Raw genomic sequence first — 23941 nt, 5'->3', positions numbered from 1 at the left:
AACCCGTGCTTCTCAGCGACCGCGACATCAAGGCAGAACTCGCATCCGGCCGCATCGGCCTCGAACCGCGCGAAGACGGGATGATCCAGCCGTCGAGCATCGACGTGCGCTTGGACCGGTACTTCCGGCTGTTCGACAACCACAAGTATCCGTTCATCGATCCTTCGGTCGACCAGCCGGAGCTCACGCGCCTGATCGAGGTCGACCCCGACGAGCCGTTCATCCTGCACCCCGGCGAGTTCGCGCTCGGGGCGACGTTCGAGCAGGTCACGCTGCCCGACGACATCGCGGCACGTCTCGAGGGCAAGTCGTCCCTCGGGCGCCTCGGGCTCATCACCCACTCGACCGCGGGGTTCATCGACCCGGGGTTCACCGGGCACGTCACGCTCGAACTCGCGAACGTCGCGACCCTTCCCATCAAGCTGTGGCCGGGGATGAAGATCGGCCAGCTCTGCTTCTTCCGCCTCACCTCGCCCGCTGAGAACCCGTACGGCTCCGGCCCCTACGGAAACCGGTACCAGGGTCAGCGCGGACCGACCGCCTCCCGGTCGTTCCAGAACTTCCATCGGACGGATGTCGGCACGACCGACATCGGAGCAGTCGGAGGCTGAGATGAGCGATGTCAGCGGCACACCCCCGGAAGAGCCGGTCGTCCCGGACGAGCCGGGCGCCCTCCCGGACGAGCCGCTGATCCCGCCCGCCGACGTCGTCATCCCGCCGCCCCCACCCGAGATCCCGATCCCGGAGGGTCTGCTGACCCCGCCACCCGCGGACATCCCCTCCGACGTATCCGCGTCCGACGCGGTGATCCCGCCGCCTCCGCCCGCGACGCGTCGTGGTTCCGACCGTCCGCGTCCGACTCCGGCCATCCTCGAGGGGGAGCCGCCCGCCGCGGTCGCCGACGACTGGGCGCTGCCCTCCGTCGCCCCGGAGGTTCCGACATCGGGCGGCTACCGCGTGCTCACTGTCGTGATCTTCGCCTTCCTGTTCTTGCTCTTCGTCGCCGCGATCATCGTGGGCGTATACCTGCTGAACACCACGACCTTCCCATTCGCGGGCGCAGACGTCGCCGGTGTCGATCTCGCGGCATCGATCTCGTTCGCGTCGATCGCGTAGGCGTCGCCTGAGGTTCAGGCCCGCTTCGGCAGCTGCCGGCGCCGGAGGGCCGCCGACGCCACGGCGACCAGAGTGCCCACAGCCACGCCGATCACGGTCTCGATCGCGCGGTCCTGCAGCAGCATGTCGACCGGTGTCGGCGCGGCGAGGTGCACCATGAGCAGTGCGAGCGGGGTGATGAACACCATCGCGATGCCGTAGTTGCGGCCGACGAACAGTTCGGCGGCGGCCTGCAGCACGACCACGAGGGCGATGACGGCGAGCGGCGGCAGGTCGATGGCGAGGATGCCTGCTGCGACCAGGACGCCGAGCAGGGTGCCGACGAGGCGCTGGATGCCGCGGATCACCCGGGCATTCAGCTGCGGCCCGCTGACCGCGGCGACCGCGCCGACGGCCGCCCAGTACCAGTGCGAATCCATGATCAGCAGACCGGCGAAGCCCGCACCCACGATCGCGATGCCGACCGACACCGCCATCTCCCCGGCGATGGGACCGACAGGCTGCCGGGCTTTCAGCGCCACATCCGCGGTGCTGCGCGTGAAGATGCCGACCAGCGCGGTGATGGCCAGCCCGAACAGCACGCTCGGCCCGCCGACCACGAGCACGTCGCCGAACGAGGCGGCGGTGGCCGGGATCGTGGCGCACGCCCCGACCGCGAACACCGGGAACAGCGGCCCCGGCGGATGCCACCGCATCGTGTAGGCGAGCAGGGTGACGGCGGAGGCGATGACCGCGACGACGAGGATGCTGACCGCGGCGGGAGCGGTGAGCACCGACAGCGCGGTACCGATGAGCATCGAGGCGAGGATCACACAACCCGCGCTGGCCTGCATCCGAATGCGATCACGGAACACGTCGTGGCGCCCGTAGAGCGCGGCGAAGGCCCCGAAGCTCGCGTAGATGCTCAGGTCGAGGCGTCCCAGCATCCACAGCACGAGCAGCGGCACCGCCACACTGACCGCGGCGCGCAGCGCCACCCGGTGGTCACCGCGGTGCGGTTCGACGCGCAGAACGCCGGTCCACACTCTTCCCCGGGAATCCGCCACCGATCCAGCCTACGTCGCCCTCGGAATCCTTCGACGCGGTCAGGGGGTATGCGCCCGTGACAAGGGCGACGACCGCATCGAGCGTGGCATCCGCCGACAGCACCCGCGTGTGGCCGAGACCTTCGGTGCGGACGAGGCGCGAGCGGTCGCCGTGGACATCGTGCAACCGGAGGGAATCGTGGTCGGGCATGCGCCGGTCGTCACGGTCGTGCACGACGAGGAGTGCGGTGCCGGCAGGGAGCGGATGACGGGCGGCGTCATAGCGCGCTGACACCTCGGACCGATCCATGCCGAGCCTCCGACGGAACCGCTCGGAGAGGCGCGCCGTCGTGGCGTCGTCGAGGCGGAGGTCGTCGGCGAACCGGGCGACGAAGGCGTCGGGACTCGCGGCTCCGGCGATCGCGACGACCGCCGGAGTGGGAACGGTCGACCGCGCGATGGTCAGTGCGGCCAAGGCGCCGAGCGAGTGTCCGATGATCGCGTCGAACGGTCCGTGGTCGGTCTGCAGCTGCTCGGCGGCATCGATCCAGTCCCGGATGTCGGTGCCCCGCCCGGGCGAGGCGCCGTGGGCCGGGGCGTCGAACGCGATGACACGGAACCCTTCGGCGACGAGCTCTCGCACGAGCGGTGCGAACTGCGAGGCCCGCCCGCGCCATCCGTGCAGGAGCAGGAGGGTTCGTGGCCCGGCGCCCCATTCGTACGTGGCGACGTCGACGCCGCGCACGGTGATTCCTCCGCGGCGCGCGTCGGCGTGGGTGGGGGCATCCGCCTCGCGCACCGCCATCCGCGGAGTCGTCGTGAAGAACAGGCGGTAGGCGATGTCGCCCGCGATCCGGGGCGAGACCGCGGCGGCGGTATGGATGCTGCGGGCGAGCAGCGCGGGAACGGACGGCATGAGAGCTCCTTCGCCAGAACAATACGAACGATCATACGTATATTAGGCGAACGATCGTTCGTATACTAGGCGGATGGTGGAGAGTGCGGTCGTGGACGGGCGGAGAGCCCGCGGTGATGCGTCGCGACGTATCGTGCTGCAGAGCGCGACCGACCTCGCGTCGGTCGAGGGCCTCGACGGGCTGACGATCGGCCGCCTCGCCGAAGCCTCGGGGTCGAGCAAGAGCAGCATCGCCACACTCTTTCAGAGCAAAGAGGGACTGCAGCTGGCGACGGTCGCCGCTGCCCGCGAGATCTTCACGGCCCGGATCGTCGAGCCGGCGCGCGCATACCCCCGCGGGGTGCACCGACTCGCCGCGCTGCTGCGCAACTCGCTGACGTACTCGAAGGACCGTGTCTTCACCGGCGGGTGCTTCTTCGCCGCGACCGCCGCCGACGTCGACTCGAAATCCGGACCGGTGAGCGATGCCGTACGCGCGGCGCTGGTCGACTGGTACGGCTATGTCGAGGCGCAGCTGCGTCACGCGGCGGACGCGGGCGAGGTCGACTCCGACCCCGAGGTGCTCGCGTTCGAGCTGGTCGCCCTGAACGAAGAGGCCAACTCGCGCTCACTGCTGTTGGACGACGCGCGACCGTATGCGCTCGCCGCCGCGGCGATGCGTGCCCGGCTGCGCGCGGCGGGTGCCGACGAGTCGGCCATCGCTCTGCTCGAGCTCTGAGGACGCGAAACGCCCCACCCGATGGGTCGGGTGAGGCGCTTCGCGGACGTTCTTCTCGCGGTCAGGCGTCGCGACCGCGGGTGAAGCCCGCGTCGAATCCGCGCTCGAACGCGTGCTGAGCGATGCGCTCCGCACGGTGCGGACCGTGTCCGCGGTGTCCGTGGTCGCCGTGGTCGCCGTGGTCGCCGTGGTCGCCGTGACCCGGGTGTCCGTGTCCGCGACCGCGGTGACCGGCGCCGGGCTCGCCGTGGCGGCATCCGTGCTCGGCATCCGCATCCGCGCCGAAGCCGTGTCCGGGGCCGAATCCGCGCCCGAACGGGCGTCCGAATCCGCGCGGGAAACCGCGTCCGTGGCGCGGGCCGCCGAAGCCGTGTCGGCGTCCGCGGGGGAGAGGGGTCTCCTCGTCCCATCCGAATGCGCGGGCGATCTTCTCGAGCGACGCCAGCGTGGTGGCCATCTCCTCGGGGGAGACGGCATCGCTGACCTTCGCGCGGATCTCGTCGACGATGGCGCCGAGGCGTTCCTTCGCTGCGCGGCCGTCGTCGGTGAGCGTCCAGCCGTCTCCCTCGGGGGAGACCCAGCCGCGCTCGACGAGTCTGTGCATCTTGTGGCCGCTCAGCGGACGGTCGGATGCGACGGTGCCGTCGACGATGTTGAGGAGGCGCCAGTCGCGACGACTCGCATGCTCGCTGTCGAAGGCGGTGGCGAACTCGGCCGCCATGAGGCGGTCGGCGGCCTTCAGCCAGTAGCCGAAGGGGCGGTCGGTGTTCTCGGGGCCCTGTGCGGGCCCGTTCTGTGATTCAGAGGTGTTCATGGGAAGTCCTTTTTGTCGGTGTCGATTTGATGTCAGTGTGCATGTGTATGTCACAGTGCATGTACATGTAGTGTGACATGAACTCTCAATGCATGTCAAGTCGCATGTAAAATCGAATGGTGACCACCGAATCGAACGACGCCGCACCGAACGACGCCGCACCGAACGACGCCGCACCGGATCCCGCCGAAGCCATCGCGCAGGCGTTGTCCCGCCTGCGTGGTCGGCGACCCGGCGAGCGGGGTCCCGGGGGAAGAGGAGCGGACGGCCGCGGTCGCGGTCACGGCGGCCCCCACGGCTGGCACGGCGGCCCGCACGGTGACCGTGACGGTGGGCACGACGGCGACGACCCCCACGAACACTTCGCGCATCACCGCGGCCACCCGGGGATGCCTCCGTGGATGGCCGACCCGTCCGGTCGGCTCGGCGGCCCGGCCCGCATGCGCATGCTGGAGGCGCTGGCCGCGGCATCCGCCCCGCTGAGCGTGAGCGACCTCGGTGCGGCGATCGGCGTCGACCAGCCGCGCGCTTCCCGCCTGGTGCAGCAGGGCGTGGAGCGAGGGTTCGTGCGCCGTGAGGCCGACCCCGACGACGCACGTCGCACGCGCATCGCCCTGACCGACGAGGGCCGACGTCTCGCCCGCGGCATGCGGGGGGAGCGTCGCGAGATGCTGACGACCGCGCTCACCTCGTTCACCGACGACGAGCGCATCGAGCTCGCCCGACTGCTGAACAAGCTCGCCGACAACTGGCAGCGCTGAGCGCAGGGCTCGGCCTGCGCTGCGGGGTCTGCCTAAGCCGAAGCGAACTCCGCCGACGGCTCGTCGTCGACCGACAGCGACAGCACAGCGGTCTCGACGGCTTCGTGCTCCTCGATCCGCTGTTCCAGATCACGCAGTCGCCGCGCCACATCGTGCTCACGCGCATCGCCGGCCAGGTCGACCTCGGCGACGATGAAGAGGCGGTTCGGCCCCACGTATTCGATGTGCAGGTAGGTCACCCGCTCGATCTGCGGCAGGCCGAGCAGCGCCTTCCCCACACGCGCCCTCAGCTCGGGTGCGGCCGTCGCGCCCACGAGGAACGCGATGTTCCGGCGGATGAGGATGATCGCCACCACGCCGAGGAGCACACCGACCAGGATCGAGCCGATGGCATCCCAGGCGGCGACGCCGGTGATCTGGTGCAGGAGGATGGCGCCTCCTGCCAGGACCAGGCCGATGAGCGCCGCCGAATCCTCGAAGAACACGGCTCGCAGCGTGGTGTCGCTCGTCTCCAACACGAAGTCCCAGGTCGACGAACCGCGCTCCTTCGCGAGTCGGCGGGACTTCACCATCGCCTGGGTGAACGACGCACCCTCGAGCATGAACGAGATCCCCAGCACGATGTAGGCCACCATCGGGCTCTCCACCGGACCGGTGTCGGAGAGCTCCTGGATGCCGTGCATGATCGACACGATCGATCCGGCCGTGAAGATCCCGAACGCGGCGATCAACGACCATACGAACGCGTTGCGCCCGTAGCCGAGCGGATGCCGCGCATCCTTCGCCTTCGCCCCACGGCGGTCGGCGATGAGGAGGAACACCTCGTTCCCCGCGTCCGCCCATGAGTGCGCCGCCTCGGCGACCATCGATGCCGACGAGGTGATGATCGCGGCGACGGTCTTCGCCACCGCGACGAGGATGTTGGCGAGGAAGGCGAGGAACACGGTCACGCGGTCAGGCTACTCCCGCCGCGCGACACGGGTCGTCAGCGCGGCGCTTTCACCGGCAGCAGGAGCAGGAAGCCCGCGATCAGGACGATCACGATGCCGAGGATGCCGAACGCCGTCTGGGCGGTGAGCACGATCAGGAGCGTCCACGCGCCGGAGGCCATCCAGCTCGCGGCCCGACCGGTCGTGGCGTACAGCCCGAAGATCTCACCCTCGCGTCCGGCCGGGGTGACCCTCGCGAGGAAGGAGCGGGCGGAGGCCTGTGCGGGACCGACGAAGGCGCAGAGGATGAGTCCGCCGATCCAGAAGACGATGGTCCCGCCGTCGCGCAGGAAGAACACGCCGAGACCGGCGACCACCATCGAGCCGAGCGACAGCAGGATGATCCGCTTGGGGCCGAACCGGTCGTCGAAGCGTCCGGCGATGATCGTGGAGATGCCCGCGATGAGGTTGGCGGCGATGCCGAAGATCACGATGTCGAGGAAGGCGAAGTGGAAGACCGTCGACCCGATCACGGCGCCGAACGCGAAGACGCCGCCCAACCCATCGCGGAACACGGCGCTCGCGAGCAGGAACCAGAACGTCGGCCGCGTCTCGGGGGAGCGGTAGAGGCCGATGACGTCCTTGACCAGCAGGCCGTAGGAGGCGAAGAAGCCGACCTTGCGCTCGGGGCGGCCGAGGGAGGGCTCCGGCACGTTCAAGAAGATCGGGATGCTGAACACGATCGCCCAGACCGCGCAGCCGACCGCGATGATGCGGAACGGCAGTCCGCCGTCGGAGGGGAGGCCGAACCAGTCCATCATGTAGAAGACGATCACGATGACCAGGGCGATGATGCCGCCGAGGTAGCCGAACCCCCAGCCGAGTCCCGAGATGCGCCCCACGGTCTTGGGGTTCGCGATGCCGATCAGCATGGCATTCGAGTTGACCGCCGCGATCTCGCCGAACACCGAGCCGGCCGAGATCAGTGCCACGCCGAGCCAGAAGAGCGTGGGGGTGGGCTCGACGAACCAGAGCCCGAACATGCACAGGATGAGCGCGCCCGTGCCTATGCCGAGCCAGAGCTTCTGCCGTCCCGCCGCGTCGGCGCGCTGACCGAGCACCGGTGCGAGGAGCAGGATCGCGAAGGCCGCGATGGTGGAGCCGAGTCCCAGGCCTGAGGTGAGATCGGCGATGGCCGCCTCGTGCGCCCGGCTGTTCGGGTCGAGGGCGGCGACGTCGGCGGGGAGGAATGCGTCGGTCGTCAGGTACAGCGCCGTGAAGATGAACGTCAGGATGACGGTGTTGAAGGGCTGCGTCGCCCAATCCCACAGCGCCCAGGAGTAGACCTGCTTCTTCGGTGCCGGCGTCTCGCCGCGCAGGTCGAGGCCGACGACGGCCACGGCGCCGCTGTTCGCGGTCGCCACGGGCTCGGGCACGGCGCCGTGCCCCTCGGTTTCGCTCATTCTCGAAGTCTGGCGGTCCCCGGTGAACGCCCGGTGACGGCGCGCCGTACTGATATTCCGGGGTCACGCTCGTTCCGGTCGCAGCTCCTGCCGCGCGAACGCGCCGGAGGCGGCAGCAACTGCGACCGGAACGGAGGAACGGTGGGGGATGCGACTCAGTCCGTGCGGAGAGGGCGCAACGTGCGGGCGTAGTCCTCCTTGAGCACGGCGAGGTGCAGCCAGGCCTCGATGCGCGTGACTCCCGGCAGCGCGCGCAGACGCTCCAGACTGGCGTACAGGGCTCCGGCCGATGGCTCGACGAGCGTGGCCACGGCGTCGAAACGGCCGAGGGTGCGCGCGGCGAAATCCACACCGCGCCCGCGTCGTAGCTCGTCGATCACGGCTTCGTCGTCGTCGCCGAGCGTCATGCCGACGCCCATCGACAGCTGCCGGTGCGCGAGCCCGCGAGCCTCCACCGCGCTGATCTTGATCACCCCGGCGTCGATCATCCGCTGCACCCTTGTCGCGACGGCCGAGGGGGAGAGGCGCACCTCGTCGCCCAGCGCGCGGAAGCTCTTGCGCCCATCGGCCTGCAGCTGTTCGATCAGCGCCTCGTCGATCGTGTCGAGCGTGACCCCGCCGTGGTACTCCGAGACGAAGAAGCCCTTGATCACGGTCGAGTAGATGATCGTGCTGATATCGAGGACGCCGTCGATCGCGCGGATCAGGGCCAACAGGTCGTGCAGCTCCGACATCGAGCCGACGCGCACCTCGGTGACCACGTCGTGCGCCCCGCCCACCGCCGACACCAGCACGGTCTCGCTCATGTCGCGCAGGTGCTCGGCCACGAGTTCGACCGACCCGTCGGTGCGGATCGACACGTGGGCGAGCACGTGCTGGCCGAGGAAGACCGGGTCGACGGCGGCCACGACCCGCACGGTGCGGTCGGCGAGCATCGTGCGCAGCCGGGCGGCGACCGCGGCCCGGGACTGCCCGAGCCGTTGCGCGAGCGAGAGGATGCTGGCGCGGCCGTCTTCCTGCAGTGCGCGGATGAGTTCGGCGTCGAAATCCATGGTTCCGCTCATTTCGTCAGTTTCCCGCGATCGCACGCTTCGTCGTGCGCAAGTTCAGTGTAGGAGGCAGGCTTGCCATCGGGAAGGCGTGCATTGTGCGGATGCGCGATCATATATCCAGTGAATCCCCGTTATCGCTGGAGTTCTGCCCTTGCTGGCAGCGCTGCACGTCCGTAGCATCCTTCGCTATCCGACATCTTCCGCAAAGGAGCGGGCACCCCCCATGACCACTACCCCCACCAGCGGCACCCACAGCCGGGCGCGCCGCGCCGGCATCGCCGCCTTCGTCGGTACCACCATCGAGTGGTACGACTTCTACGTCTACGCGACCGCCGCGGCGCTCGTCTTCGGTCCGCTGTTCTTCCCGAGCGGCGACCGACTGGCCGAGACCGCAGCAGCCTTCGCGACCTTCGCTGTCGCCTTCCTCGTCCGCCCGCTCGGTGGCATCATCTTCGGGCACATCGGCGACAAGCTCGGCCGGCGCACGTCGCTCGTGATCACGCTGCTGATGATGGGCGCGGCCACGGTGCTCGTGGGCTGCCTGCCCACGTACGAGAACATCGGCATCCTCGCCCCGATCCTCCTCATCCTGCTCCGTGCGGTGCAGGGCCTCGCCGTCGGCGGCGAGTGGGGCGGGGCGGTGCTCATGAGCGTCGAGCACGCCCCCGAGAAGTCCAAGACCTTCTACGGCGGCTTCACGCAGCTCGGCAACCCGGCCGGTGCCCTTCTCGCCTCGGGCATCTTCGCGATCATGACCCGCATGGGCGACGACTTCATCATCAACGGAGGCTGGCGCATCCCGTTCCTGCTGTCGATCGTGCTGGTCGGCGTCGGCTTCTGGGTGCGCTACCGCGTCGAGGAGACGCCGGTCTTCGAGGCGAAGGTCGAGGGACGCAAGCAGTCGATGCCGCTGGCCTTCGCCCTGCGCACCAACTGGCGTCCGATCCTGCTCGGCATCGGCATCCTGCCGATCTCGACCGGCGGCTACTACCTGGCCACCACCTTCGCCACGGCCTACGCCACCGGCGACACGGTCGCGATCAGTGAACAGGTCATCCTCGACGCCATGACGATCGCCTCCTTCGTGGAGTTCGTCGTGACCCTCCCCGTCGCCTGGCTGGGCGACAAGTGGGGCCGCAAGAACGTCATGTACATCGGCCTGATCACCTCGGTGCTCACGTTCGTGCCGTTCCTGCTGATCCTGCCCGGACGCATCGAGCCGCTCATCTTCCTGTTCGCCTCGTTGGTGCGCATCGCGATGAGCGCGACCTATGCGCCGATCGCCGCACTGCTCTCGCAGATGTTCCGTCCGCAGGCTCGCTACACCTCGATCGCGCTGTCGTACGGCGTGGGCGCGGCTGTCTGGGCTGGCTTCTCGCCCTGGTTCGCGACGCAGCTCATCGCCTGGACCGGCAGCATCTGGTCGGTGATCGCGATGTTCATCGGCATGGCGCTCATCGCCGGGATCTGCACGCGGCTCGCGCCGCAGCACTCCGACGAGGCACCCGTGACGGCGTCCTTCACCGCACGCACGGACACGACGGCGAACCGCCTGCCCTGACGGCGCACCGACCCCGACGACGTCCCCTCCCGCACGCCACGACCGCGAACAGGTTCCCCATGAGAAAGCTCACCCCCTTCGACCGCTCGGCCCAGACGGCACCCGTCCTGCTGACCGCGCACGCGATCCACACGGCGGATGTCGCGGCCTCCACCGCCACGGCGATGCTGACCGATCGCGGGCGGATCCTCGCGATCGGCACCCTCGCCGACTGCGAGGCCGCGGCCGAGCGGGGTGGGCTCTCTCCGGAGCGCATCGACCTCGGCGACGGGGTCGTGGTCCCCGGCTTCGTCGACGCCCACGCGCATCCGCTCATGTTCGGGCAGATGATGAGCTGGGTCGACTGCGGGCCCGAGAAGGCAGGCAGCATCCCCGAGATCGTGGCCCTGCTGAAGGCCGCGGCTGCCGACCTGCCCGCGGGGCGCCCGGTGCGCGGCTACGGCTACGAGCAGCGCAACCTCGCCGAGAAGCGGCATCCCACCCGCTTCGAGCTCGACGAGGTCGCCGCCGACCGCGAGGTGTACCTCATGAACGCCTCCGGCCACGGTGGGGTCGTGAACTCGCACACCCTCACGATCAACGGCGTCGACCGCGACACCCCGAACCCCGAGGGCGGTGAGTTCTTCCGCGATGCCGAGGGCGAGCTGACCGGCGAGCTGTCGGATGCCGCGTGCAACATCCTCACCGGAGTGCATGGCGTGAAGATCGGCCACCACGGTCCGAACTTCCACCTCGCCGACGAGCCCGAGGAGCACCTGCGTCAGCTGGACGCCGCGACCCAGCGGTTCCTCGCCGGCGGGGTCACCTCGATCGGCGACGCGCAGGTCACGCGCCGCGAGTTCGACATGTACCTGCGACTCGCCGAGGCCGGGCGCCTGGAGCTGCGGGTGTCGATGTACCTGCTCTCGCACCTGCTCGACGAGGCGCTCGAGATGGGGCTCGTCGGGCAGTTCGGCAACGCGCACCTGAGCTTCGCCGGCATCAAGTTCTATGCCGACGGCACGCTCGGTGGCTGGACCGCGTACTTCCCCGACGGCTACGTCGGCGACCCGTGCCGTACCGGGCAGCTCTACCACGAGCCCGCCGAGTACGCGGGGCTCATCAGCAGAGCGCACGCCGCGGGGCTGCAGACCGCCACGCACGCCCAGTCGCCTACCGCGATCGAGATGGTCGTGTCGGCGATCGAGGCCGCGCTCGCCGAGCATCCGGATGCCGACGCCCGCCACCGCATCGAGCACTGCGGCCTGCCCACGCCCGAGCAGATCGAGCGGATGGCCCTCTCCGGAATCCGTCCGGTCAACCAGACCCAGCACTACTTCAACTGGGGTGAGGGCGTGGAAGAGGCCATCGGCACCCCGGGCGAGCGCTTCAACCCGCTCGGAGAGTTCGAGCGGGCGGGTGTGCCGTTCACCATCTCGTCGGATGCTCCGGTCGCCGAGCCGATCCCGCTCGAAGCCATCCAGACCGCCGTCACCCGCGTCACCCGCCGCGGACACAAGCTCGGGCCGGACGACCTGCGGGTCTCCGCGCTCGCGGCCCTGCGCGCACACACGATCGAGGGTGCCGTATCGATCGGGCGCGAAGACGACCTGGGTTCGCTCGAAATCGGCAAGTACGCCGACTTCGTGGTGCTCTCCGGCGACCCGCTGGTCGTGCCGGCCGAGGAGATCTCGGCGATCACGGTGCGCGAGACCTGGGTCGACGGCACGCGTCGTCACCAGGTGTGAGGATGACACGATGAGCACCGACACCACGACGGCGGAGCAGTACGCCGACACCGCAGGGCGAGCCGTGCTGGAGACGATCCGCGCCTACGGCGTGACCGCGATCTTCGGCATCCCCGGCACCCACAACCTCGAGCTCTATCGGCCGCTCGCCGACCTCGGCATCCGCGCGGTCACGAACCGCCACGAGCAGGGCTCCGGCTACGGGGCCGACGGTTGGGCGCAGCAGACCGGCCTCCCCGGCGTCGTCATCACGACCTCGGGCCCCGGACTGCAGAACGCCATGAGTGCGATCGGCACGGCGTTCTGCGAATCACGGCCGCTCATCGTCCTCTCACCGGGGGTGCCCCTCGGTGCGGAGTTCGCCGACGTGGGCACCCTGCACGAGACGAAGGACGCCACGGCCATGGTCGGCGCGATCGCCGAGTGGTCTCGTCGCGTGACGAGCGCGGCCGAGGCCGTCGAGGCCGTCCATGATGCGTTCGCACTGTTCCGCACCGGTCGTCCCCGTCCTGTGCACATCGAGATCCCGCTCGACGTGCTGGAGGCTCCGGCCGATGTCTCCGCCGAGGCGCGGCGACCGCGCCCGGTGCCGACCCGGGTCTCCGGGGAGCCGACCGCGCTCGCCGAGGCGGCCCGTCTGCTCGCCGACGCGAAGACCCCGGTGATCGTCGCCGGTGGGGGAGCGGTGGATGCTGCGCACGAGGTCACGACCCTTGCCGAGCGACTCGGTGCCCCGGTGCTGACCACGCTGAACGGTAAGGGTGTGGTCGATGAACGGCATGCGCTCTCGCTCGGTTCGAACCTGCGGCTCGCCGCGGCCCGTGCGGTCGCGGAGGCCGCCGACGTGCTGCTGGTGGTCGGCTCGAAGCTCGGCGAGGCCGAGCTGTGGGCGCCGCGACTCGAAGCCCGTGGAACCGTGATCCGCGTCGACATCTCGCCGGCGCAGCGCGACAAGAACCTCGCCGCGACCGTCGGGATCGCGGGCGATGCGGCCGCCGTCCTGGAGGCGCTGCTGCCGTCCCTCTCCGCCGAGACCCGCGCGCCGCGCGACCTCACGGCCGAACGTGCGGCGATCGACGTCGAGATGCGGGAGACCGCACCCGAGACGGTCGCCCTCGCCGAGATCATCGCCGACGCCCTGCCAGACGATGCGATCGTCGCGGGCGACTCGTCCCAGATCGTCTACATGGCGCTGGGCAGCGTGCTGCGGGCGGCCCATCCCCACTCCCTGCTCTACACCCCCACCTACGCGACCCTCGGCTACGGCCTGCCCGCGGCGATCGGCGCACGGGTCGCGCAGACCGAGCACCCGGTCGTGACCGTGATCGGCGACGGCGCCCTGATGTTCTGCGTGAACGAGCTGGTCACCGCGGTCGAGCAGCGCCTCGATGTCACGGTCGTGTGCGTCGACAACGGCGGGTATGCCGAGATCCGGCAGAACGAGGTCGATCGCGGCATGGCCCCGATCGGCGTCGACCTGGTGCAGCCGGACTGGGCGGCGCTCGCGACGGCCTTCGGAGCGACCGGCCGCCGCGTGGAACGGCGCGACGACATCGCGTCGAGCATCCGCGCCGCGATCACCGCCGGGGGCGTGCAGCTGGTGCACATCCCGCAGCATGCCCTCTGAGCCCCACTGACCCTCCAGATCACCCCGACGAACAGGAACGAGCAATGACCGAGAACGTGGGCCCCATCGACGCGTCCGTGAACCCCCGCTACTCCGGCATCGCGACCTTCGCGCGCCTGCCGCGCATCGAAGACGTGCCCCGTGCCGACATCGCGGTCGTCGGCATCCCCTTCGACTCCGGCGTCAGCTACCGGCCGGGCACGCGGTTCGGTCCTTCGCACGTGCGCGAGTCGTCGCGCCTGCTGCGGCCGTACAACCCCGCGCAGGATGTGTCGCCGTTCGCCATCGCGCAGGTCGTGGATGCCGGTGACATCCCGGTCAACCCGTTCGATCTGACCGAGGCCGTGACCGAGGTCGAGCGTGCGGCGCTGGCCCTCGGCGAGCAGGTGCAGCGCATCGTCACGATCGGCGGCGATCACACGGTGGCGCTGCCACTGTTGAGGGCGGTCGCCGCGAAGCACGGTCCGGTCGCGGTCCTGCATTTCGACGCCCACCTCGACACGTGGGACACCTACTTCGGGGCTCCCATCACGCACGGCACCCCCTTCCGCCGGGCGAGCGAGGAGGGACTGATCGACCTCACCGCCAGCTGCCACGTCGGCACCCGCGGCCCCCTGTACTCGAAGCAGGACCTCGAGGACGACGAGCGCCTGGGCTTCTCGATCGTGTCGAGCGAGTACATCGAGGAGCACGGGGTCGAGGCCGGCATCGCCCGCGTCCTGCAGCGCATCGGCGACAAGCCGCTGTACGTGTCGATCGACATCGACGTGCTCGACCCCGCTCACGCACCCGGTACCGGCACCCCGGAGGCCGGTGGGCTCACCAGTCGCGAGCTGCTGCGGATCCTGCGCGCTCTGAAATCGCAGAACATCGTCGGGGCGGACGTGGTCGAGGTCTCGCCCGCCTACGATCACGCGCAGATGACCGGCATCGCCGCGAGCCACGTGGTCTACGAGCTCGTGACGCTGCTGGCCGCCCGCCTCGCCGCCTGACGTCGCAGCTCCTGCCGCTCGCATCCGTCCCGCCGGTTCCGGCCGCGCCGCACGCGTCCCGCCGGTTCCGGTCGCAGTTCCTGCCGCGCCGCACGCGTCCCGCTGGTTCCGGTCGCAGTTCCTGCCGCGCCGCACGCCGCCGGGCGGCAACAACTGCGACCGGAACCTCCCGGATGCGACACCTCCCGGAGGCGACACCTCCCGGAGGCGACACCTCACGTGTACGACGCGGCGAGCATCTCGGCGAACAGCTCCTCGGGGTCGCACTCCACCCGGCGGCGGGTGAACCAGTCGCAGATGTTCACGCAGTCGCGGTGCAGCAGGTCGAGCCCCTGCGGGTTCGCGATGATGTCGACGATCTGCGGCAGGTCGATCACGCGCACGCGCCCCTCGTGCACGAGCAGGTTGTAGGCCGAGAGGTCGCCGTGGGTGAAGCCGGCTGCGGCGAAGATCCGCATCAGGTCGACCACCTGCGCGTAGTAGCCCTGCAGCTCGGCGCGGTCGGCGCGCACCTGGGCCAGGCGGGGCGCGGCCGTGCCGTCGGCGTCGCCGAGGAACTCCATCAGTACCTCGGTGCCGTTCACCTGCACGGGATAGGGCACCGGGGCGCCGAGCTCCCACATGCGGCAGAGGGCCTCGAACTCGGCGAAGGACCACTGCGCGGCGGCCACCTCGCGACCGTGGTCGGACTTCTTGGCGAGGGCCCGTGCATCACGGGTGTTCCGTGTGCTGCGGCCCTCGGTGTAGACGGATGACCGGTGGAAGCTGCGGTGTTCTGCGCTGCGGTAGCGCTTCGCCGCGAGCAGCGTGTGCTGCGAGGGATCGCCCGGCACCGCGCGTTCGAGCAGGAACACGTCGGCCTCCTTGCCGGTCTTGAGGATGCCGCGCTCGGTGTCGAGTGCGCCCGCCGAGGTCACGACCCATGCGGGCCACGGCTCGGGGCCGCGTTCGGAGGGGGTGATCGCCGGCCACGTGGACCAGCGCTGGCCCTCGCCAGGATCGACGTCGGCGAAGGAGAGCTCGGTTTCGAGGGCGTCGAAGGCGGCGGGATCGAACGTGGTGGGATCGAACGCGGTGGAATCGAGCGGGGATGCGTCGAAGGACGCGGCTTCCGAGGAAGCGAAGAGATCAGACACGATGTGGCTCCGGGAGCAGGAGGCCACACCACGATCAGGAGCGGGCGGCCTCGAAGGGAAGATGGTCGGCGGAGAGCGCGACAAAGACGGTGTTCATGTCCTCGGCTCCTTCCGCTCGGGCTTCCCGGGCTCGTCCCGGTGCGTCGTCGAGCCTAGGGCGTTCGCGGCGGCCTTGTCCAGACCCGCGGACGTTCGCCCCGTCGGTAGTTCCGTCGAGGGTTCGGCCCGACGCGCCCGGACGAATGGTCGGGTGCCGCGGACGACCGGTCGGGCGACGCCGTCCCGATCCTGCGAACGTGGAACCATGACCACGACCGCCCCCGTTCCCACCCTGCCGTCCTCCGCAGCGTCCCGCATCCGCTACGGCGGGCTCATCGTGCTGATGCTGATGGGCTTCCTGCTGGTCACCGCCGAGTTCCTGCCCAACGGCGTGCTCACCGAGATGGCCGACGGGCTCGGGGTCACCCCGGGTCAAGCCGGACAGACCGTGACCGTGACCGCGCTGGTCGGACTCGTGGTCGCGCCGACTGTCGGACTCATCTTCCCGCGCCTCGACCGCCGGTCGCTGCTGGTGTGGATGGCGCTCGCCGCCGCGGTGTCGAACCTCATCGTGGCGATCTCGCCGAATCTGATCATCGTGTTGCTGGCGCGCTTCCTGCTCGGGGCGGCGATCAGCGCGTTCTGGGCGATGTCGATCACGGTCGCCGCACGTCTCGCGGGACCGGCGAACCTCGGCCGCGGTGTGATGTTCACCTCGGCCGGTGTCTCGCTGGCGACCGTGGCCGGCGTACCGCTGGGCGTCATGCTGAGCGAGCTCGTCGACTGGCGGATGGTCTTCGCCATCGCGGGTGTGCTGATGGTCGTGCTCGCGGTCGTCCTGCGGTTCGCGCTGCCGTCGGTGCCGGCGGAACGGGCATCGAGCCTGCGTCTGCTCGTCGACACCCTGCGCCGTCCCGGCATCGGTCTCGGCATGGTCGGGCACGTGCTCGTCGTGCTCGGGCACTTCCTCGCCTACACATACGTGCGTCTCGCGCTGGAGCGCATCCCGGAGGTCGACGCCTCGACCATCGTCGTGCTGCTCGCGCTGTTCGGCGTCGGCGGCCTGCTCGGCAACATCACGATCGGCCTCGTCATCGACCGCACGTTCGCCTTCTTCGCGGTGTTCGCGCCGTTGGTGATCGCGGTGTCCGTCATCTCGATGATCCTGTTCTCGGGGTCGGTCATCGGCGTCGGCATCGTCGTGCTGGTGTGGGGCTTCTTCTTCTCGTCCTGGCTGATCGTCGCCAACACCTGGGTCGGGCACCGCATGCCCGATCGGCTCGAAGCCGGCGGCAGCCTCGTCGTGGTGGGCTTCCAGGGGGCGATCACGCTCGCGGCCGGCATCGGCGGACTGCTCGTCGACACGCTGAACGTCGAACTGGTCTACGTGATCGGCGCCATCTCGCTGCTCGCGGGCGCGGTGCTCTTCGGCGCCTCGAACCGCGTCAGCAGCAGGGGCTGAGAGGGTTCGGAATCTTTCCGGCGGGATCTTTCAGGCGGGGACAGGAGTGCGGTTCGCGAGCCGCCAGGCGGAGGGGGTCTGTCCGGTGCGGCGTCGGAACGCCCGACTGAACCCTTCATCCGAGGCGTAGCCGAGTTCGCGGGAGACATCCGAGACGCTCCGTCCGGCGTCGAGCATCCGCTTGGCCGCGTCGACGCGAACTTCGGTCACGTAGTCGGCGGGCGAGCGACCGACGGCGCTGCGGAACCGCTCGGCGAACGTGGAGCGCGACATGGCTCCGATGCCGGCGAGGCGCTCGACCGTCCAGTCGCGGCCGGGCTCCTCGCGGATGGCGTCGACGACCCGGTCGAGGAAGGGGTCGTTCGACAGCGACGGCCAGCCCGAGGGAGCGCAGCCGTTCGCAGCCCAGGCGCGGATGACCGACAGCAGCACCGTCGTCGCCATCATGCGGCAGATGATGGGATCGCCCTGGCGGGCGGGCTTCAGGGTGTGGTCGATCACGCCCATGTTCAGGGCGAGGGCCGCGGCGGCCGGCTCCACGGTGTCGAACCCGGTGACGGTGAGGAAGGGCGGCAGCAGTGCGGGCAGCGGCGACGCCGCATCCGCGAGTTCGATATCGGCGATCATGAGGCTCGTGGTGCTCGCGGCCTCGAGGACGAACGCTGAGCGGCCGATGGTCAGGAAGGCGTCGCCCGCGACCAGCACGTCATGCCGGTTCTCCGGGGTGGAGGGGCGCGTCTTCGAGTCCGGGTCGACGTCGAGTCGGCAGCCGTCGCCGAGCGGAGGGTGCCCCAGGACTCCGCCCTCCACGACGTAGACCAGCGTGATGGCACCGGCAGGGATCGGCAGCAGCGCTCCCGCAGCGAGAGAGGTGCGCCGGCCGATGCCGACGCGGAGGTCGACGGCGCCGAGCACGTTCGAGAGCGCGTCCGCATCCACTGTCACCATGCCTTCGGCAACATCGCGAGGCGGTGAGCTATTCCACTGCCGGCGGGGTCAACCGTTCGATTGATTCGAACGAGATGTCCGGCGGATACGGTGGAGGGACCCCACCCGAGGAGTACCGTGTTCCGCACACCCGACCGTCTGTTCCGAGTTCTCGCGATCGCGGAGGCGATCACCTGGACGATCCTGATCGCCGCGATCATCGCCCGCGCCGTCGGCGCTCCGGGGATCGTGGTGACCGTGGGCGGTGGCATCCACGGGTTCGTGTTCCTGTCGTACGCGGCGACGGCGATCCTGGTCGCATTGAACCAGCGCTGGCACGTCGGCGTCGGCGTGCTCGCCGTGGCCAGTGCCATCGTCCCCTACGCGACGATCCCGATGGAGATCTGGCTGCATCGCACCGGTCGACTCACCGGCGACTGGCGCCTCGATGCGACGGACGACCCGCGGGATCGCCGCTGGTACGACCGACTGATGCGCTGGTTCCTGCAGCGGCCATGGGTGCTCGCGCTGTTGCTGGTCGTCGGCATCGTCGCGCTGTACGTCATCCTGTTGCTGATCGGCCCTCCGGGCGGCAAGTGAGTCCGTGCGGTCGCGCCGCCGCTGCGCTCAGGGAGTGACGACGACCGCGTTCTCCTCGTTGATCGCGGCCATCGTCGCCTCCGCATCCGCGGCGGTGCAGTCCACGATCACCGACAAGCCCACTCCGGTCTGAGTGAATGCGCGTGCGGCCATGAGCCAGGTGCGGCTGCCGTCCACGCCCACCACCTGGCGCATCTCGACGCCCCCGCTCCCACCGGCCATATAGCTGAACTCGCCGGTGGTCGCGAGCGCGGTGACCTCGCTGGTCGGAGTCTGCAGCAGCACACCGAGGATCGCATCGGATGACGCGCTGTCGTCCCCGGCGACCACGGGCACGTCGGTCGTGTACCCCTGCCAGAACCGTGCTGTGCAGGTGCCGTCGACCGTGCCGTAGGTCCAGCCGCCGTTGCCGTCGTCGGGTGAGACCGTCTTCCACCCGTCGTCGGCCATGAGCCCGTCGCCCCATTCGATGTAGGTGTCGTCGGCGAGATCGAGGCCTTCGGCGAAGGTCAGGGTCGAACCGGGCGCCTCGTCGACGGGTGCATCGGTCTCCGTGCTCGGCGAGGTGGCGTCGGACGGCGATGTCGCGGGGATCTGCGCGTACAGGCATCCGCTCAGCGAGAGCACTCCCGTGACAGCGATCGCGGTGGCGGCCAGGCGCAGGGGGATGGAGGAGGTGCGCGTCATGCGGGCCAGCCTAGCCCCGCGCCCCGCGCCCGTCCTCGACTCCCGTGCTGTCCTCGACTCCTGCTCAGTGGGCGGTGGCGATGCCGATCGAGTCGTGCACGATCACCGCGGCGACCCGAGCGCCGGCCCCTGCCGCCACGATCAGCTGCTGCGGACCGGGTGCCGCGGCATCCCCTGCGGCATAGAGTCCCGGCACGTCGGTGCGACCGGAGCGGTCGGTGAGCAGGTGCCCGGCATCGTCCGTCGCCGGGGTGATCCCGTCGAGGAAAGCCAGCGTGGTGTCCCACTCGGGGCGCACGAAACCGCCGTCGACGCCGACCGCGGTGCCGTCGGCGAGGCGGATGGCTTCGAGCTGGCCTCGGTCGCCCACGAGCTCGGCGATGGGAGCCCGATGCACGGAGATCCCGACGGCTGCGAGGGCAGCCTCCTCGTCCGGTGTCACGGAGTCTGCGCCGTGGGTGAAGACGGCAAGGTTCTCGGTCCAACGGCCGATGAGTCGCGCGCGATCCGCGAGGTCCGCGGTCTCGCCGATGAGGGCGAGTCGGCGTCCCTGCAGCTCCCACGCATCGCAGGCGGCGCAGCTGAACAGACTCATGCCGTAGTAGCCGCGCAGGTTCGGGACATCCGGGAGCGTCTCGCGCAAACCGGTGGCCAGCAGCGTCGTGCGGGCGGTCACGGTCGCCTCGGTCTCGCGCCGTCCGATGTCCGCCGCGAACCCGCCGGCCGCGGGGCGGAGAGCGGCCACGCGGGTCCGTGATCTCACCTCGACGTTCGGGTAGGCCGCAAGCTCTGCCCTGGCGAGGCGACGCAGTTCTTGAGGCGGGATGCCGTCGCGGGTCAGGAATCCGTGCGATCGCAGCGTGGCCGCGTTGCGGGGACGATCGGCGTCGATCACGAGCACGTGCGCGAGGGCGCGGCCGAGGTTGAGCGCAGCGGAGAGGCCGGCGGGTCCGCCACCCACGACGAGCACGTCGTAGTCGGCGGGCTCGTCCGCTCTCGGTGTGAGTGATGTCATCCGCGTGGTCCTTCCGAGAAAGGGGCGGATCCATCGCTCGGCGTCTGCCGAGGCGACGCCGCCGGGCGGCCGGTAAGGCGCGCCTTACTTTCATCCTGCCACTGTTCGGCTGACCGGGTCGGTGCCCTCCGGCCGACCTACCCGCGCCGCACGGGCTGCTGCAGTTCGGTGACCCAGTCGGACTGGTCTTCCGAGACGGCGCGCACGTACAGCTCGCGGCAGGGGCCGTCGTGGACCAGACCGCGGGCGAAAATCTCGGTGTGGATCGCCTGCCAGCTCTCGGCGATGCGATCCATCGAGCCGAGGTGGATGCCGCACACGGCGCCCGCCGCCGCCGGGAGCTCGATGATCTCGAACCCATCCTGTGCGGGGCCGGTGTAGGCGTATCCGGCGATGACCTGCAGGCCGTCGTCGAGCGTCTCGTACTCGGCGATCGGGGTGGACAGGGAGTGCTGGTCGCCGATGATCTCCGCCACCGCGTCGAACGCGGGTCCGACCACCCCCGCGACCGCCGGCTGATCGGCGACGATCGTGCGGATGGCCGCGAGGCGGACGGCGGGGAGGGGCTTGTCGACGATCTCGATCTGAGACATGTGATTCTCTCTTTCGATGAGGTGGAGGCGCCTCTCCACGTCGACGAGTCTCTCCGCGGCGATCCGATGCTCCTGCTCGACCTCTGCGCGACGGATCCGCAGCAGGGCGGCGATGCGCTCGGCATCGACACCCCGTTCGAGGATCGTCGAGATGTCGTCGAGCCCGAAACCCAGCTGGCGCAGGGCGACGATCCGATGCAGCCGTTCCAGCTGCGAGGGATCGTAGGAGCGGTAGCCGCTGAACTCGTCCACATGGGCGGGCACGAGCAGGCCGGCGGTGTCCCAATGCCGGAGCATCCGATGGGTCACCTGGCCGACCTGCGCGAACGCTCCGATGGACAACATGTCTCAGTTCTCCGGTCTGCCACTGTGTCAGGGTCAAGTATCGCGTCAGGGGAGGGGCGGGCGCGGGTGGATGCTCGGCGCGCTACCGTCGACGGATGGGCGAAGAGGGCTTGGAGGGCGGGAACACGAGCGGGGCCGTGGTGCGCGTCGGCGACACGGTCCGAAAGCAGTGGTCGGAGGCCACCCCGAGTGTCTGCCGCTTCGTGAGGGCATTGCGGGCGGAGGGCATCGATGCCCCGGAACCGCGGGGACGGGACGACCGCGGGCGACAGGTCATCGAGTTCGTGCCAGGGCGCCTGGCGATTGCGGGGGCTCCGCTGACGGCGGCAGATCTGCGTCGCGTCGGGTCGATGATCCGCGAGATCCACGACGCCAGCGCCCGATACGTGCCGGAGCCCCACGCCGTGTGGCAGACCGCGATCCCTGCGCCCGCGGCCGACCTCATCTGCCACAACGACCTCGCCCCGTGGAACCTCGTGATCGGTGAACGCTGGGTCTTCATCGACTGGGACGCCGCTGCTCCGAGCACTCGTCTCTGGGATCTTGCGTACGCGGCACAGGCGTTCACCCTGTCCGGCGGTGACCGCGATCCGGAGAGCGCGGCTCGGGATCTCGCCGCGCTCGTGGACGGATATCGGGCGGACGAGAACGTGCGCCGTGATCTGCCTCGAGCGATGGAGGAACGGACGGCGGCGATGCTCGCGCTGCTCGAGGGGGCGCACGCGACCGGCCACGAGCCGTGGGCGTCGATGTACACGGACGGTCATGGCGATCATTGGGCGAACGCGCTGCGATATGTGCGAGCGCACCGAGCGGTGTGGGCGCGGTCGCTCGGCGGGGTGTGAGTCCGGCTCTCTTCGTGCGGACCGTGAGAGTCTCCCGACCACATTCCGGTATATCGTTTTCAGGCGCTGATCGGGGCCTTTGAATGTCGGTGGTCCCTGGTTCAGTGAAGGCATGACGGCACTGGCGGATGCGACTCTCGAGCAGGTGGGGGCCCTCGCCGCGCTCACCGAGATGCTCGTCGAGGTCGAGCGCACGATCAGCAGTCTGCAGGCCGCGCGCGACGGCATCCTCGCAGTGGGCTCGCGGCTCGCGCTCGACGTCGCCGCGCAGGCGGAGCATCCCGATCATGGGGAGATGACGGCGCGCACCGTGGCCGCGGAGTTCGCCGCGGCGCTGCGTGTGAGCGATCGGACCGTCCAGCGCCGGATGGCGGATGCGGCGTGGGTCGTGGAGCGCTTCCCGATGGTCTGGGAAGCGCAGGGCGCCGGTCGCATCAGTGCTGCGCACGCCCGGGTCGTGTGCGAGGCCGGCGAGCACCTCGACGACCCGATGAGTCGCGATGCCTACGCGACGCAGATGATCGCCTTCGCCGAGACCGAGGCTCCGGCGCGAGTGGGCCGGATGGCACGGCGGGTGGCCGAGCGGTTCCAGGCGCGATCGATGGCGGAGCGGCACCTCGACGCGAGGGAGAAGAGGGCCGTGTGGGTGAAAGACGTCGGGGATGGGATGACGCAGCTCGGCCTGCTCGGTCCATCGGCGCTCGTCCAAGGCGTCTTCCAGCGGCTCACGCAGATGGCCACAGCCGTTCGCGAGCTCGAATCCCCGGAGGTCGACGCTCACGAGCCCGAGTCTCCGGAGCCGGACCGGCGCTCCATCGCGCAACGCCGCGCCGATCTCGCCCTCGACCTGCTCCTCACGGGCGCTCCGGCCGGCCACGACGCGCACGAGGGGCTTCTCGCGGCGATCCGCGGAACGGTGTCGGTCACCGTTCCCGTCACGACGCTGATCGGAGATGATGCGACGCCGGCCGAGCTCAACGGCCGCACCCCGATCGATCCCGCGACCGCCCGCCGTCTCGCCGGTGCGGCATCCGGGTGGGACCGGATCCTCACGCACCCGATCTCCGGAGCGCTCCTCGCAGTCGACCGCTATCGTCCCGGTGCGGAGCTGAGGCGACATCTGAGCGCCAGGGACCAGCGATGCCGATTCCCCGCGTGCGGGCACGCATCCGCCGATTGCGACATCGACCACCATCGCGATGCCGCGCTCGGGGGCTCCACCGACGAGTCGAACCTCGGCCACCTGTGCCGACGCCACCACGTGCTCAAACATCACTCGCCGTGGGCGGTCGAGTCTCTGGGGGCGGGGCTCTATGCCTGGACGAGCCCGACCGGCAAGGTCTACATCGACCGGCCACCGCCGCAGAACACGGTCACCTTCGTCGACGACCCGGTCGTGCCCCCGTTCTGAGCGAGGGGTGCCACCGGCGGGAACGTGCACGGGAGGGCCTCGGTTAAAAGTTGAGCCCGTTCATATCAAGTTCATTTGACACTCGAGCGACCTCTCGTTACACTTGAGTCATCGCGACTCAGGTTTTCCTGATCGCCGCAGATTTCCGAACCACAACGAACTTCCAACAAAGGAGAGAAC

At 69.8% G+C, this 23941-nt stretch carries 23 protein-coding genes; 12 read left to right on the top strand and 11 right to left on the bottom strand.

The window, feature by feature from the left end; translation table 11 throughout:
- Nucleotides 1–5 precede the first annotated feature (5 nt).
- On the top strand, nucleotides 6–611 hold the full coding sequence (gene dcd / locus ABDC25_RS17370; RefSeq protein ID WP_021201666.1) for a dCTP deaminase: 606 nt from the start codon (nucleotides 6–8) through the stop codon (nucleotides 609–611).
- Between the two features lies 1 nt (nucleotide 612).
- The gene (locus tag ABDC25_RS17365) at nucleotides 613–1116 is read left to right on the top strand and encodes a hypothetical protein (RefSeq protein WP_040569863.1); all 504 of its coding nucleotides are present in this window, start codon (nucleotides 613–615) and stop codon (nucleotides 1114–1116) included.
- A gap of 14 nt (nucleotides 1117–1130) precedes the next feature.
- Here the strand turns inward: ABDC25_RS17365 and ABDC25_RS17360 are convergent, their stop codons facing one another.
- Nucleotides 1131–2162 (bottom strand): FUSC family protein, encoded by a 1032-nt coding sequence (locus tag ABDC25_RS17360; protein ID WP_347123859.1) that lies wholly within the window; start codon nucleotides 2160–2162, stop codon nucleotides 1131–1133.
- Entirely contained in the window at nucleotides 2101–3057 is a 957-nt protein-coding gene (locus tag ABDC25_RS17355; RefSeq protein WP_021201668.1) for an alpha/beta hydrolase, read from the bottom strand. The genes ABDC25_RS17360 and ABDC25_RS17355 overlap by 62 nt, the downstream gene beginning before the upstream one ends.
- A 73-nt stretch (nucleotides 3058–3130) precedes the next feature.
- Between ABDC25_RS17355 and ABDC25_RS17350 the strand changes: the two genes are divergently transcribed.
- Nucleotides 3131–3775, top strand: coding sequence for a TetR/AcrR family transcriptional regulator (locus ABDC25_RS17350; protein WP_021201669.1), 645 nt, complete (start codon nucleotides 3131–3133; stop codon nucleotides 3773–3775).
- 61 nt (nucleotides 3776–3836) lie between these two features.
- On the opposite strand, the gene ABDC25_RS17345 is transcribed toward ABDC25_RS17350, so the two are convergent.
- On the bottom strand, nucleotides 3837–4589 hold the full coding sequence (locus ABDC25_RS17345; protein ID WP_347123857.1) for a hypothetical protein: 753 nt from the start codon (nucleotides 4587–4589) through the stop codon (nucleotides 3837–3839).
- Between the two features lie 119 nt (nucleotides 4590–4708).
- Between ABDC25_RS17345 and ABDC25_RS17340 the strand changes: the two genes are divergently transcribed.
- Nucleotides 4709–5350, top strand: a complete 642-nt coding sequence (locus ABDC25_RS17340; protein WP_347123855.1) for a MarR family winged helix-turn-helix transcriptional regulator — start codon at nucleotides 4709–4711, stop codon at nucleotides 5348–5350.
- Nucleotides 5351–5382: 32 nt separating this feature from the next.
- On the opposite strand, the gene ABDC25_RS17335 is transcribed toward ABDC25_RS17340, so the two are convergent.
- The 3 genes from ABDC25_RS17335 to ABDC25_RS17325 all read right to left on the bottom strand — a co-directional run bounded on the left by ABDC25_RS17335 (nucleotide 5383) and on the right by ABDC25_RS17325 (nucleotide 8806).
- On the bottom strand, nucleotides 5383–6300 hold the full coding sequence (locus ABDC25_RS17335; RefSeq protein ID WP_021201672.1) for a cation diffusion facilitator family transporter: 918 nt from the start codon (nucleotides 6298–6300) through the stop codon (nucleotides 5383–5385).
- 35 nt (nucleotides 6301–6335) lie between these two features.
- Nucleotides 6336–7742: an MFS transporter gene (locus tag ABDC25_RS17330; RefSeq protein ID WP_136024655.1), complete on the bottom strand. Its 1407-nt coding sequence runs from the start codon at nucleotides 7740–7742 to the stop codon at nucleotides 6336–6338.
- A gap of 155 nt (nucleotides 7743–7897) precedes the next feature.
- Nucleotides 7898–8806: an Lrp/AsnC family transcriptional regulator gene (locus tag ABDC25_RS17325; protein WP_235045260.1), complete on the bottom strand. Its 909-nt coding sequence runs from the start codon at nucleotides 8804–8806 to the stop codon at nucleotides 7898–7900.
- A gap of 211 nt (nucleotides 8807–9017) precedes the next feature.
- Between ABDC25_RS17325 and ABDC25_RS17320 the strand changes: the two genes are divergently transcribed.
- The 4 genes from ABDC25_RS17320 to speB are packed head-to-tail and all read left to right on the top strand — an operon-like array spanning nucleotide 9018 to nucleotide 14701.
- Nucleotides 9018–10355 (top strand): MFS transporter, encoded by a 1338-nt coding sequence (locus ABDC25_RS17320; protein WP_113681436.1) that lies wholly within the window; start codon nucleotides 9018–9020, stop codon nucleotides 10353–10355.
- 59 nt (nucleotides 10356–10414) lie between these two features.
- Complete coding sequence (locus ABDC25_RS17315; RefSeq protein ID WP_347123851.1) at nucleotides 10415–12082, top strand: amidohydrolase; 1668 nt, start codon at nucleotides 10415–10417, stop codon at nucleotides 12080–12082.
- Nucleotides 12083–12092: 10 nt separating this feature from the next.
- Nucleotides 12093–13709 (top strand): thiamine pyrophosphate-dependent enzyme, encoded by a 1617-nt coding sequence (locus ABDC25_RS17310; RefSeq protein WP_347123849.1) that lies wholly within the window; start codon nucleotides 12093–12095, stop codon nucleotides 13707–13709.
- A 44-nt stretch (nucleotides 13710–13753) separates the two neighbouring features.
- Nucleotides 13754–14701, top strand: coding sequence for an agmatinase (gene speB, locus ABDC25_RS17305; protein WP_347123847.1), 948 nt, complete (start codon nucleotides 13754–13756; stop codon nucleotides 14699–14701).
- 215 nt (nucleotides 14702–14916) lie between these two features.
- Here speB and ABDC25_RS17300 read toward each other — a convergent pair whose 3' ends face one another.
- Complete coding sequence (locus ABDC25_RS17300; RefSeq protein ID WP_347123845.1) at nucleotides 14917–15837, bottom strand: RIO1 family regulatory kinase/ATPase; 921 nt, start codon at nucleotides 15835–15837, stop codon at nucleotides 14917–14919.
- A gap of 304 nt (nucleotides 15838–16141) precedes the next feature.
- On the opposite strand from ABDC25_RS17300, the gene ABDC25_RS17295 reads away from it, so the two are divergent.
- Nucleotides 16142–17338, top strand: coding sequence for an MFS transporter (locus ABDC25_RS17295; protein WP_021201680.1), 1197 nt, complete (start codon nucleotides 16142–16144; stop codon nucleotides 17336–17338).
- A gap of 30 nt (nucleotides 17339–17368) precedes the next feature.
- Here the strand turns inward: ABDC25_RS17295 and ABDC25_RS17290 are convergent, their stop codons facing one another.
- Nucleotides 17369–18286: an AraC family transcriptional regulator gene (locus ABDC25_RS17290; RefSeq protein ID WP_021201681.1), complete on the bottom strand. Its 918-nt coding sequence runs from the start codon at nucleotides 18284–18286 to the stop codon at nucleotides 17369–17371.
- A 117-nt stretch (nucleotides 18287–18403) separates the two neighbouring features.
- On the opposite strand from ABDC25_RS17290, the gene ABDC25_RS17285 reads away from it, so the two are divergent.
- Nucleotides 18404–18865, top strand: coding sequence for a DUF3817 domain-containing protein (locus ABDC25_RS17285; protein WP_021201682.1), 462 nt, complete (start codon nucleotides 18404–18406; stop codon nucleotides 18863–18865).
- Nucleotides 18866–18892: 27 nt separating this feature from the next.
- Here the strand turns inward: ABDC25_RS17285 and ABDC25_RS17280 are convergent, their stop codons facing one another.
- From ABDC25_RS17280 to ABDC25_RS17270, 3 genes are all read right to left on the bottom strand, one after another.
- A complete protein-coding gene (locus ABDC25_RS17280) occupies nucleotides 18893–19552 on the bottom strand; it encodes a hypothetical protein (RefSeq protein WP_029259356.1) in 660 nt (219 codons plus the stop codon).
- A gap of 64 nt (nucleotides 19553–19616) precedes the next feature.
- Nucleotides 19617–20567 (bottom strand): NAD(P)/FAD-dependent oxidoreductase, encoded by a 951-nt coding sequence (locus ABDC25_RS17275; RefSeq protein WP_167255248.1) that lies wholly within the window; start codon nucleotides 20565–20567, stop codon nucleotides 19617–19619.
- Between the two features lie 137 nt (nucleotides 20568–20704).
- On the bottom strand, nucleotides 20705–21505 hold the full coding sequence (locus ABDC25_RS17270; protein ID WP_167255250.1) for a MerR family transcriptional regulator: 801 nt from the start codon (nucleotides 21503–21505) through the stop codon (nucleotides 20705–20707).
- A gap of 95 nt (nucleotides 21506–21600) precedes the next feature.
- On the opposite strand from ABDC25_RS17270, the gene ABDC25_RS17265 reads away from it, so the two are divergent.
- A complete protein-coding gene (locus ABDC25_RS17265) occupies nucleotides 21601–22350 on the top strand; it encodes a phosphotransferase (RefSeq protein ID WP_347123841.1) in 750 nt (249 codons plus the stop codon).
- Between the two features lie 112 nt (nucleotides 22351–22462).
- The gene (locus tag ABDC25_RS17260) at nucleotides 22463–23761 is read left to right on the top strand and encodes a DUF222 domain-containing protein (RefSeq protein WP_347123839.1); all 1299 of its coding nucleotides are present in this window, start codon (nucleotides 22463–22465) and stop codon (nucleotides 23759–23761) included.
- The last annotated feature ends 180 nt before the right edge of the window (nucleotides 23762–23941 follow it).

Source organism: Microbacterium sp. SY138 (assembly GCF_039729145.1).
Taxonomy (GTDB): domain Bacteria; phylum Actinomycetota; class Actinomycetes; order Actinomycetales; family Microbacteriaceae; genus Microbacterium; species Microbacterium maritypicum_A.
The sequence above is the reverse complement of the archived record's forward strand: the minus strand, read 5'-3'. Positions and strand labels throughout refer to the sequence as shown.